This is a genomic window from Actinomadura sp. NPDC023710 (assembly GCF_040639875.1).
In the GTDB taxonomy this organism is placed as follows: Bacteria; Actinomycetota; Actinomycetes; order Streptosporangiales; family Streptosporangiaceae; genus Spirillospora; species Spirillospora citrea.
This window is the reverse complement of record NZ_JBFAGB010000007.1, coordinates 263,316-272,532: the sequence shown is the minus strand read 5'-3', so window position 1 is coordinate 272,532 and position 9,217 is coordinate 263,316. Positions and strand designations below refer to the sequence as shown.

The 9,217-nt window shown below is 73.5% G+C and carries 10 protein-coding genes; 7 read left to right on the top strand and 3 right to left on the bottom strand.

Features of this window, described 5'->3' with window-relative positions; all coding sequences use genetic code 11:
* Nucleotides 1–149 precede the first annotated feature (149 nt).
* The 3 genes from AB0H37_RS11240 to AB0H37_RS11230 are packed head-to-tail and all read left to right on the top strand — an operon-like array spanning nucleotide 150 to nucleotide 2,673.
* Nucleotides 150–959 (top strand): sugar ABC transporter permease, encoded by an 810-nt coding sequence (locus AB0H37_RS11240; RefSeq protein ID WP_360612292.1) that lies wholly within the window; start codon nucleotides 150–152, stop codon nucleotides 957–959.
* Nucleotides 956–1,771 carry a carbohydrate ABC transporter permease gene (locus tag AB0H37_RS11235; RefSeq protein WP_179837325.1) on the top strand — a complete coding sequence of 272 codons (816 nt, stop codon included), beginning with the start codon at nucleotides 956–958 and terminating at the stop codon, nucleotides 1,769–1,771. The genes AB0H37_RS11240 and AB0H37_RS11235 overlap by 4 nt, the downstream gene beginning before the upstream one ends.
* Nucleotides 1,768–2,673, top strand: coding sequence for an ROK family protein (locus AB0H37_RS11230; protein ID WP_360612287.1), 906 nt, complete (start codon nucleotides 1,768–1,770; stop codon nucleotides 2,671–2,673). The genes AB0H37_RS11235 and AB0H37_RS11230 overlap by 4 nt, the downstream gene beginning before the upstream one ends.
* Here AB0H37_RS11230 and AB0H37_RS11225 read toward each other — a convergent pair.
* Nucleotides 2,670–3,128 (bottom strand): SRPBCC domain-containing protein, encoded by a 459-nt coding sequence (locus AB0H37_RS11225; protein ID WP_329086081.1) that lies wholly within the window; start codon nucleotides 3,126–3,128, stop codon nucleotides 2,670–2,672. The genes AB0H37_RS11230 and AB0H37_RS11225 overlap by 4 nt on opposite strands.
* Before the next feature lie 269 nt (nucleotides 3,129–3,397).
* On the opposite strand from AB0H37_RS11225, the gene AB0H37_RS11220 reads away from it, so the two are divergent.
* The 3 genes from AB0H37_RS11220 to AB0H37_RS11210 all read left to right on the top strand — a co-directional run bounded on the left by AB0H37_RS11220 (nucleotide 3,398) and on the right by AB0H37_RS11210 (nucleotide 7,323).
* On the top strand, nucleotides 3,398–3,613 hold the full coding sequence (locus AB0H37_RS11220; protein WP_360612286.1) for a hypothetical protein: 216 nt from the start codon (nucleotides 3,398–3,400) through the stop codon (nucleotides 3,611–3,613).
* 126 nt (nucleotides 3,614–3,739) lie between these two features.
* Nucleotides 3,740–6,421 (top strand): AAA family ATPase, encoded by a 2,682-nt coding sequence (locus AB0H37_RS11215; protein ID WP_360612291.1) that lies wholly within the window; start codon nucleotides 3,740–3,742, stop codon nucleotides 6,419–6,421.
* Between the two features lie 164 nt (nucleotides 6,422–6,585).
* Nucleotides 6,586–7,323: an SDR family oxidoreductase gene (locus AB0H37_RS11210; protein WP_360612285.1), complete on the top strand. Its 738-nt coding sequence runs from the start codon at nucleotides 6,586–6,588 to the stop codon at nucleotides 7,321–7,323.
* A 237-nt stretch (nucleotides 7,324–7,560) separates the two neighbouring features.
* Here AB0H37_RS11210 and AB0H37_RS11205 read toward each other — a convergent pair whose 3' ends face one another.
* Together AB0H37_RS11205 and AB0H37_RS11200 are read right to left on the bottom strand one after the other, a co-directional pair.
* A complete protein-coding gene (locus AB0H37_RS11205) occupies nucleotides 7,561–8,034 on the bottom strand; it encodes an SRPBCC domain-containing protein (protein WP_329086074.1) in 474 nt (157 codons plus the stop codon).
* Nucleotides 8,031–8,276, bottom strand: a complete 246-nt coding sequence (locus AB0H37_RS11200; RefSeq protein ID WP_179837330.1) for a hypothetical protein — start codon at nucleotides 8,274–8,276, stop codon at nucleotides 8,031–8,033. Before AB0H37_RS11200 ends, AB0H37_RS11205 begins: the two co-directional genes overlap by 4 nt.
* Before the next feature lie 112 nt (nucleotides 8,277–8,388).
* Between AB0H37_RS11200 and AB0H37_RS11195 the strand changes: the two genes are divergently transcribed.
* On the top strand, nucleotides 8,389–9,204 hold the full coding sequence (locus AB0H37_RS11195; RefSeq protein ID WP_360612284.1) for a hypothetical protein: 816 nt from the start codon (nucleotides 8,389–8,391) through the stop codon (nucleotides 9,202–9,204).
* Nucleotides 9,205–9,217 lie beyond the last annotated feature (13 nt).

Sequence of the window (9,217 nt, the reverse complement as noted above, 5' to 3'; positions counted from 1 at the left end):
CTCTCCCACCGCGCCACCGGCACGGACTGGCGCTCCCAGCTGCACCGGGCCCGGCGGCGGCCCCCCGCCCCTCCCTCCTCCGGCGGACCGGACGCGCCCTGGCGCCGCTGCCGTGGCTCGCCCCGTCCCTCGCGCTCATCGCGATCGTCGTGCTGTGGCCCGTCATCGAGATGGTCCGCACCTCGCTGCAGAAGATCAGCTCGTCCGGCGTCACGCTCGGCTACCGGGGCGGCGGCAACTACACCGACCTGTTCGGTGAGGACGACCTCGTCCCGGTCGTGCTGCGGACGCTGCTGTGGGTCGCCGGCGTCGTCGTCATCACCATGGTGCTCTCGCTCGCCCTCGGCCAGCTGCTGAACGCCCGCTTCCCCGGCCGCCGCGTCGTGCGCTGGGCCGTCATCGTCCCGTGGGCGGCGTCGGTCCTGATGACGGCGCTGATCTGGAAGTGGATGCTGGACAACTACTCCGGCCTGGTCAACCGCGTGCTGCTCGACCTGCACGTGATCGACGAGCCGGTGAACTGGCTGGCCCACCCGGGCCAGGCGATGCTGTGGATGATGTGGGTGGCGGTCTTCGTGTCGCTGCCGTTCACCTCGTTCGTCATCCTCGCCGGGCTCCAGACGATCCCCGCCGACGTGTACGAGGCGGCCCGCGTCGACGGCGCCGGACCCGTGCGCACCTACTTCGCCATCACGCTGCCGCTGCTGCGCCCCGCCGTGCTCATCGCGTCCATCATCAACGTGATCAATGTGTTCAACTCGTTCCCGATCATCTGGGCGATGACGGGCGGCGGCCCCGGCAGCAAGACCGACACCACCACCACTTTCATGTACAAACTCGCCTTCTACGACCAGAACGTCGGCGAGTCCGGCGCGATGGCGGTCGTGAACTTCGCCCTGATCCTCGTGATGGTTCTGCTGTACCTGCGCGCCGCCCGCTGGCGGGAGGAGGTCCGATGACGCGCCGGATCGTCCTCACGGGCGTCGGCTGGCTGGTCGCCCTGGCGTTCCTGCTGCCCTACCTGCAGATGTTCGTCACCGCGCTCAAGCCCGAACGCGAACTGACCGAGTCGCCGGGCACTTACCTGCCCTCGCACTGGACGTGGTCGAACTTCGCGGACGTCTGGTCGGCCGCGCCCGTCTGGACGTACATGCGGGTCTCCCTCACCGTCGCGGCCGCCGCCACCCTGGTCACCCTCGCCTGCGCGATGCCCGCCGCGTACTACACGGCCCGCAACCGCTTCCGGGGGCGCGGGGCGTTCCTGCTGCTCGTCCTGGTCACGCAGATGTTCGCGCCGACCGCGCTGGTGATCGGCATCTACCGGGAGATGGTCGCGCTCGACCTCACCGACACGCTGCTGTCGCTCATCCTGGTGAACGCGGCGTTCAACCTGCCGTTCTGCATCTGGATCCTGCACGGCTACTTCTCCAGCATCCCGAAGGAACTGGAGGAGGCCGCCTTCCTGGACGGCGCGGGCCGTGTCGCCGCCCTCACCCGCGTCACCCTGCCCATCTCCATGCCGGGCGTGGTCACCGCGATCGTCTACACGTTCATCGCGGCCTGGAACGAGTACATCGTGGCGCTGACGGTCACCGCGTCCCCGGACCGCCGCCCCCTCACCGTCGGCATCCCGTCCTTCGTGACCCAGTACCAGGCGCACTGGCAGTACCTCTTCGCCACCTCGCTGATCGCGATCATCCCGGTCGTCGTGCTGTTCGTCTTCATCGAGCGCTATCTCATCGGCGGCCTGACGGCGGGCTCGGTCAAATGACCCTCATCGGCCTGGACGTGGGCGGCACGACGATGAAGGCCGCGCTGTTCGGTGAGAGTGCGCGGGAAGACGGGGACTCACGGGTCCTGGCGAGCGAGTCGCGACCCACCGACCGGGCCGACCCGGTGGGCGGCGTCCTCGACTTCGCCGCCCACCTCGCCGCCCGCGCCGCGTCCCTGGGCTCTCCCGCCCGCGCGGCCGGCATCGCCCTGCTCGGCATCGTGGACGAGGCGACGGGCACGGCCGTCCACTCCGCCAACGTGGGGTGGCGGGACGTGCCGATGCTGCGCCTGGCGCGCGAGCGCCTCGGCATCCCCGTCGCCATCGGCCACGACGTCCGCACCGGCGGCCTGGCCGAGGCCGTGCTGGGGGCGGGCCGCGGCGCGGGGGACTTCGTCTTCGTGGCCATCGGGACCGGCATCGCCGCCGCCCTGATCCTGAACGGCGCCCCCTACCCGGGGACTGTCGGCTGGAGCGGCGAGATCGGCCACGTCGTCGTCCGTCCCGGCGGCGAGCCCTGCGCCTGCGGGAACCGGGGGTGCCTGGAGACCTACGCCTCCGCCGCCGCCGTCTCCCGCCGCCACGGCGAGGGCGTCCCCGCCGAAGAGGTGATCGCGCGGGCCGGGAGGGGCGAGGAGAAGGCGGGACGGGTCTGGTCGGAGGCGCTCGACTGCCTGGCCGACGGCCTCGCCACCGCGACGCTGCTGCTGGACCCGGGCCTCGTGGTCATGGGCGGCGGTCTCGCCCGCGCCGGGGACGCGCTCCTGACCCCTCTCGAATCGCGCCTGGCCGCCCGCCTGAAGTTCCGCGACCCGCCCCGCGTGCTGCGCACGCGACTGGACGACCAGGCGGCCGTCAAGGGCGCGGCGATCCTCGCCCGCCGCCTCCTCGACGAAGGCTAGCCCGCTTCGACCAGCTCGGCCAGGTTGTCCAGGGCCATGCGCATGCCGGCCTCGTTGTCGGCGGCGGGCACGGTGTCGGACATGCCGTCGTGCACGATGAGCACGACGGTGCCCCCGTCGACCTCGGTGAGCGTCGTGGTCATCGTCATCTCGCCCCGGAGGGCGGGATCGTCGGCCTCGAACTCGAACACCTCGACCACCCGCTCGTCGGGCACGAGCTCCACGAATCGCCCGTGGTAGGTGTCGGTGTGCGCCGACGACTTGCCGGTGCCGGTCGGCGCGTCGTAGGTGAGCGAGATCCGGAACGCTCCGCCCTCGCGGCCGTCGAACTCGTGCACCGTGCTGGTCATGCCGTCCGGTACCCGCCATGTCATGATCGCGTCCGCGTCGATGAGCGCCCGGTAGACCTCCGAAGGCCGGGCCTTCACGTGCCGCGACACCCGCGTCGAGTACATGCGCCCACCCTACGGAACCCCTCCGACATGAACCGGGGTCGCGGGCGCCCGTCCTCCGCCGCGTCGCCCTGCCCGAACCCGCCCGGCGGACCTGTCCCGCCGCCCGCGCGGCGCTTTCGCGCGACGCACGCCCGCCCCTCCCGGACGGCCGCCGCGCCCCGGATCCCTGGTCCGAAGTGCGGACCTTGACAGCGGCGGTCTCGCCGGGAACGATCACCCGCGGGGTGGCAGCACGGAGGTCACCCAACACGCCAAACAAGGGAGCCGAGATGGCTGAGCAGGACAAGGACTACCACTACCAGAATGACCAGTCGCCCGAGTCCAACGCCACCTCCGCCATCAACATGGCGCGGGACGAGTCGCCGGCGAACGGCGGCACGGGCGTTGTCAACATCGTCGACGACAACGGCAAGGTCGCGCAGACCTCCCTTCACAACACCACGGAGAACCTGGCACAGACCCTGAAGGAAAAGGGCAAGAGCTGACCCCTGCCAGGGCCACCTGAACATCGGCGTCCCGGTGGCGGCTTCCCAGCCGCCGCCGGGGCGCTTCTTCTTGGAATGGACCGGCCGGTGAGCGGGAGGCCCGGCTTGTAGTGTTTCGGCGTGTTCATGGGGCGAGACCGTGAGAGGGACCGCGTCGCCGGGGTTCTCGGGGACGCCCGTTCCGGGGTCGGCCGGACCCTGGTCATCCGGGGCGAGGCGGGGATCGGCAAGACCGCGCTGCTCGGCCGGATCTCGGCGGACGCCGGGGACATGCAGATCATTCGCGGCACCGGCGTCGAGTCGGAGAGCGAGCTGGCGTTCGGCGGGCTGCACCTCATGCTGCATCCGTACCGCGACCGTTTCGAGGCGCTGCCCGAGCGGCAGGCGGCGGCGCTGCGCTCGGTGTTCGGTCTCGCCGCCGGGCCGGCCGGCGACCGCTTTCTGATCGGCGCCGCCACCCTCACCCTGCTGTCCGAGCTGGCCGCCGACCGGCCGCTGGCGTGCCTGGTGGACGACGCGCAGTGGCTCGACAGCGCCTCGCTGGACGCGCTGCTGTTCGCCGCCCGCCGCCTCGGCGCCGACCCGATCGCCGTGATCTTCACGGTCCGGGACGGCGCCCGGCCCTTCCCCGACCGCGGCCTGGAGGTGCTGCGGCTGACCGGCCTGGACCGCGGCGCCGCCGAAGACCTGGTGGCGGCGCACGCGCCCGGCCTCACCGTCCCGGTGCGGGAGCGCCTGCTGGACGAGGCGGCCGGCAACCCGCTCGCGCTCATCGAGCTGGGGAACGCCCTGCGGTCGCGGCCCGCCCGTCCCGCCGGTCCGCTGCCGGTCGGCGGCAGAGTGCAGGAGACGTTCCGGCGCCGGCTGGCCGAGCTGCCGGACGCCACCCGCCGGCTGCTCCTGGTGGTCGCCGCCGACAGCACCGCCGACCTCGGCATCGTGCTGCGCGCCGGGGACGCGCTCGGCCTCGCGCCCGCCGACCTCGGCCCCGCCGAGGAGGCCGGGCTCGTGGTCCTGGACGGAGGGGAGGTGCGGTTCCGCCACCCGCTCATCCGCGCCGTCACCTACCAGGACGCGGCCCACCACCGGCGGATCGACGTCCACGGCGCCCTGGCGCGCGCCCTGCCCGGCGACGAGCACGCCGACCGGCGCGCCTGGCACCTGGCGGCCGCCGCGACCGGCCCCGACGAGGGCGTCGCCGCCGAGCTCGAACGGGTCGCGCACCGCGCCGAGCTGCGCGGCGGCACGGCCGCCGTCGCCACCGCGTACGAGCGCGCCGCGCGGCTCAGCACCGAGCCGGAGGGCAAGGCCCGGCGGCTCGTCCACGCGGCGCGGGCCGCCTACGACGCCGGCCGGCCCGACCAGGCCGCGCGTCTCGCCGAGGAGGCCGAGCACCTCACCGAACAGGACGGGGTCGTCGCCGAGGCCACCTTCATCCGCGCCCAGGTCGCCTACGAGCGCACCTCGCCCGCGGCCGACGCGGAGCTGGCGCTGCGGGGCGCGGCGCTCATCGCCGCGAGCGACCCCGAGCAGGCGGTGTCCATGCTGACGGAGGCCGTCTGGGCCGCCCGGGACGCGGGCGCCCACGACCTGGTGCGGCGCAGCGTCGAGCTGCTCGGGACGGTGCGGCTGCCCGCGGGCTCGGCGAAGGCGCCGGTGACCGCCGGGCTGATCGCCTACGGGCGGCTGGCGGACGGCGCGCCGGGGGCCGTCCCGCCGATGCGGGCCCTGTTCGAGGCCGCGCGGAGCGGCGAGGTCGAGGAGGTCGTCGAGCGCATCATCGGCGGTTTCATGGGCCTGCTCGTGGCCGACGACCGCGGCGCGACCGGGCTGCTGGAGGGGATGGCCGCGCAGGCCAGGTCCCGGGGCGCGCTCGGCTGGCTCCCCTACATCCTGGAGGCCCTCGCGATCGGGCGGGTGCTGCTCGGCGACCTGCGCGGCGCGGACGCGGCGGCGGCCGAGGGCATGTCGCTGGCCGCCGACATCGGCATGGACATGCAGGTGACCGCGCTGCGGTGCATCGCGGTGCGGCTGGAGTCGGATGCCGGACGCAGCCGCGCCCTGGCGGCGGGCGTCCTCGAGCACGCCGACCTGCACCCGACCAACACCGCGCTCGCGTCCTGGGGCCTCGGCCTGCTCGACCTCGCCGAGGGGAACGCCGGAGCCGCCCTGGAGCGGCTGGACGCGGTGTGCTCCGGGCCCGCCCGGCACGACGTGCTGATCCGCGCCGTCCCGGACCACGCGGAGGCGGCCGTGCGCGCCGGGCGCCCGGAGCTGGCCCGCACCCACCTTCCCGCGTTCGAGACGTGGGCGGCGGCCACGTCGAGCACGGCCCTGATCTCCCGCTGCCGCGCCCTGCTCGCCACCGGGGACGAGGCCGACGAGCACTACCGCACCGCCCTCGGCCTGCACGGCGACCGCGTCTACGACACCGCGCGGACCCGGCTGCTGTACGGGGAATGGCTGCGCCGCCGGCGCCGCCGCACCGAGGCCCGGGAGGAGCTGACCGCGGCGCGGGAGGCGTTCGCCCGGATCGGCGCCGAGTGCTGGGCCGAGCGCGCCCGCGCCGAGCTGGAGGTCCTCGGGGACCGTCCGGCGGCCCGGTCCGGGGACGCCGACCCCCTGAAACGGCTGACCCCGCAGGAGCTCCAGGTGGTGCGGCTCGCCGCCGCCGGGCTCAGCAACCGGGAGATCGGCGCGCAGCTCTACCTCAGCCCCCGCACGGTCGGGCACCACCTCTACAAGGCGTACCCGAAGATCGGCGTCACCCGCCGCGTGGAGCTGGCCCGGCTGGTATCGGACACATGACTTAGGCCCGTTGCCGCACCCGCCGGTCCCGCCCCACCCGCGCCGCTCCTCGGCCCCGTCCACCCCCGCCGACCTGCGCTCCTGAACACCCGTTCGATGACCGATGCGGGCCGTCCCGCCGCGCTCGTAGCGTCGTGGCCACCTCGAACGAACGGAGAACCACGATGCTTCTCGAGAACAAGACCGCGGTCATCTACGGCGGAGGCGGCAACATCGGCGGCGCCATGGCGCGCGGCTTCGCGGCCGAGGGCGCGCGGGTGTTCCTCGCGGGCCGTACCCCCGCCAGGCTCGACGCCGTCGCCGAGGGGATCCGGGCCGCGGGGGGCCTCGCCGAGACGGCCCGTGTGGACGCCCTGGACGAGGACGCCGTGAACGGCTGGGTCGACTCGGTGGTGGAGACGGCCGGCAGCGTCGACGTGTCCGTCAACCTCATCTCCCAGGACGCGCTGTTCCGGCCCATGATCGAGATGCCGGCGGCGGACTTCGGCCGCGCCATGGAGAAGGTCGCGCGCTCGTTCCTGGTGACCACCCGGGCCGCCGCGCGGCACATGGTCAAGCAGGGCTCGGGCGTGATCCTGCATTTCGGCGGGTCCGACGGCACCAACCGCGCGCCCGGCCTCGGGACCGTGCAGATCGGCAGCGACATGGTGGAGGCGATGCGCCGCCAGTGGGCGTGCGAGCTCGGGCCGCACTCGGTCCGCGTCCTGTCGATGCGCACCGGCGGCATCCCCGGCGACGGCCTGCCGGACCCGGTGAAGCAGCAGATGGTGGACGCCACCCTGCTCAAGCGCACCGCGACGCTCACCGACGTCGGCCGCGTCGCCGCCTTCCTGGCCTCCGACCACGCCGCCTGCCTGACCTCCACGCAGGTCAACATCTCCGCCGGCGCCCTGGTCGACTGACCGGGCCCGTCCTGACGCCGTCTCGTCCGATCCCGCGTCCCCACACACGCGGGAGACGACGCGGCGGGGAGATGGCGCCTCGTCCGCTCCGACGGGCCGCGATCCGGGCCCACCGCGCGGGCGAGGCGCCGTCCCGGCGTCTCGTCCGCGTTCAGCCGCGTCCGCCCGCCTTCGGGACGAAGGACGAGGCCATCAGGGCACCCCGGCCGAGTGCACGCCTTGAGCGTCGGTCGCCGGTCAGGCGGTCGGGCCTTGGCCGTCGTTGTCCAGGGTCTCGGCGTGCAGGGCCTGGGAGATGGCGTCCTGCCAGCCCGTCAGGAAGGCGGGGTAGCCGTCGGCGAACCGGCGCAGGTGGGCGGCTCCGTCGTCGGACAGTGCGGTGAGCTCGTAGGTGACGGTCACGTTGCTGTGGTCGCCGGCCTGCTCCAGGACGACCGAGACCGTTCCCGCGCTGACGCCCGGGGTGACGCGCGCGTAGCGGATGCGCCGCCCGGGGGTCGCGTCCACGACGATCCAGGTGGTGGTCTGGTCGCGGTCGGGTGTCTGGAAGACGGTCCCGGGCTCGGCGTCGTCGGCGACGGGCGCGGGGAAGGACGGCTCCCAATGGGGGACCCACCGCCGCTCGCCCTGCGCCGTGAACAGGGGAAGCGCCTCGCCGGGAGGCAGCGCGACCGTCAGGCGGCCGGTGAGCCGGTGCCGGGCGCCGCTCATCGCGTCTCGTCCAGGGTGTGCGCGTCCGCCGCGGTCAGGGTCAGGCCGTAGACGTCCTTGAGCTGCTCGATCTTGGCGAGCGTCTCCGGCGAGAAGGGGGCCTTCCCCTCGAAGGCGTGCAGGGCGATGCCTTCGACCAGGTCGCCCAGGGACAGGTCGAGGTACTCGGCCAGCGCCTTGAGGACCTTGAGCACGTTGCGCTCGATCCGCACGCCGGTCTGCACCCGCTCAACATTTACCATGGTACCAAGTTACCACCTCCGGTCCCGGCGTGGTGGCCATGCGGGGACGATCACCTCTACCTTGGACGATCACGCGATTTTCGGACGTGGCGGACGGAAGGGGTGGAGCGGCATGCCGGAACCTTCGGCCGCCTCGGGCGGAGAGCCGCCGACGGACGAGCGGCCGGGGGCCGACCCCGGCCCGCGGGGCCGGTGGTGGTGGGCGGCCTGGCTCGTCCCGGGCTACGCGATCTCCTACGGGCTCGTGCTCGCCCTCCTCAGCGACGGCTTCTTCTGGCTCGCGATCCCCGGGATGCTCGGGCTCGCCACCGTGGTGCTCCTGGCGCTGCATGTGCTGCTCGAAGGGCCGTTCGGCGCCGCCGTCCCCTATGCCACGGACGGCACGGACCGCGAAGGCCCGGTGAAGCACCATTACAAGATCCTCATCGGGCGGTACCTGCTGGTGGCGGTGGTCTCCGTCGCGATGGTGGCCGTACCGCTCGCCGTGGACGTCGACTACCTCTACCCGTTCGTCGGCACGGGGATGGTGGCGCTGCTGCTGGGGACGAGGTTCTGGCTTCCCCAGATCGTCTCCATGCGGAAATGCGCCCGGATACTGAAGGTCTACGACTTCGAGTTCCGCTCCCCCGTGCAGAAGTCGAACCTGCGCGGCAACGGGGTGCGGTCCCTGACCCTCGGCGCCGGCGGTTCTCCGCGCATGTCGGCCCGGGAGCCGCTGTGCTCCGACCGGTGGCCCAGGGGGATCGAGAACGGGGTGTGGTTCGCCGGGGACGACCCGTTCGGCGGAGTGATCCTCGTCCCGGGCACGGGTGAGCTGATGTGCATGCAGCCCGCGACCTGGTCGGCGCAGGACAAGGCCCGGCGGCAGGCCGACCACCAGCGCCGGGAGAGGGCCCGGCGGGCCGGTCTGGCGCGCAAGTCGATCTAGCGGCTCAGGTCGG

Coding starts and splice junctions, on each gene's coding strand:
- AB0H37_RS11235 (WP_179837325.1), top strand. CDS start 956: ATGACGCGCCGGATCGTCCTCACGGGCGTCGGCTGGCTGGTCGCCCTG.
- AB0H37_RS11230 (WP_360612287.1), top strand. CDS start 1,768: ATGACCCTCATCGGCCTGGACGTGGGCGGCACGACGATGAAGGCCGCG.
- AB0H37_RS11225 (WP_329086081.1), bottom strand. CDS start 3,128: ATGTACTCGACGCGGGTGTCGCGGCACGTGAAGGCCCGGCCTTCGGAG.
- AB0H37_RS11220 (WP_360612286.1), top strand. CDS start 3,398: ATGGCTGAGCAGGACAAGGACTACCACTACCAGAATGACCAGTCGCCC.
- AB0H37_RS11215 (WP_360612291.1), top strand. CDS start 3,740: ATGGGGCGAGACCGTGAGAGGGACCGCGTCGCCGGGGTTCTCGGGGAC.
- AB0H37_RS11210 (WP_360612285.1), top strand. CDS start 6,586: ATGCTTCTCGAGAACAAGACCGCGGTCATCTACGGCGGAGGCGGCAAC.
- AB0H37_RS11205 (WP_329086074.1), bottom strand. CDS start 8,034: ATGAGCGGCGCCCGGCACCGGCTCACCGGCCGCCTGACGGTCGCGCTG.
- AB0H37_RS11200 (WP_179837330.1), bottom strand. CDS start 8,276: ATGGTAAATGTTGAGCGGGTGCAGACCGGCGTGCGGATCGAGCGCAAC.
- AB0H37_RS11195 (WP_360612284.1), top strand. CDS start 8,389: ATGCCGGAACCTTCGGCCGCCTCGGGCGGAGAGCCGCCGACGGACGAG.